Source organism: Gordonia sp. OPL2 (assembly GCF_003797825.1).
Taxonomy (GTDB): Bacteria; Actinomycetota; Actinomycetes; order Mycobacteriales; family Mycobacteriaceae; genus Gordonia.
Genome location: NZ_RKME01000119.1, coordinates 1 through 409 on the forward strand (window position 1 = coordinate 1; position 409 = coordinate 409).

The 409-nt window shown below is 65.0% G+C and carries 1 protein-coding gene; it reads left to right on the top strand.

From position 1 onward, the window contains the following. A partial coding sequence (locus EEB19_RS26580) for an ABC transporter permease (RefSeq protein WP_187590310.1) occupies nucleotides 1–383 on the top strand: 383 nt, incomplete at its 5' end. Nucleotides 384–409 lie beyond the last annotated feature (26 nt).

The window sequence follows — 409 nt, forward strand, 5'->3', positions numbered from 1 at the left end:
GGGTGATGCCGAGCTGGCACATCGTCCTCGCGGTGCCGACGCTCGCGGTCACCGCGATGCTGGCGCTCGGGGTGAGCCTGTGGCTCGGGCCGGTCAACGTCCGCTTCCGGGACGTCAAGCACACGCTGCCGTTCCTCATCCAGATCTGGATGTACGCCTCGCCGATCGTCTACGCGGCGAGCATCGTCCCCGACTCGGTGCGCTGGCTCTACGCGCTCAACCCAATGGTCGGGCTGATCGAGGCGTTCCGGTTCGCGATCCTCGGCGGAACCACGCCCGACCTGTTCGCCCTCGCGGTCTCGGTCACGGTGTCGTCGCTGCTGCTGTTCACCGGACTGATCTTCTTCCAGCGCATGGAGCGCTCTTTCGCGGATATAATCTGATGTCGATGGCGATCAGCGTACAGGAT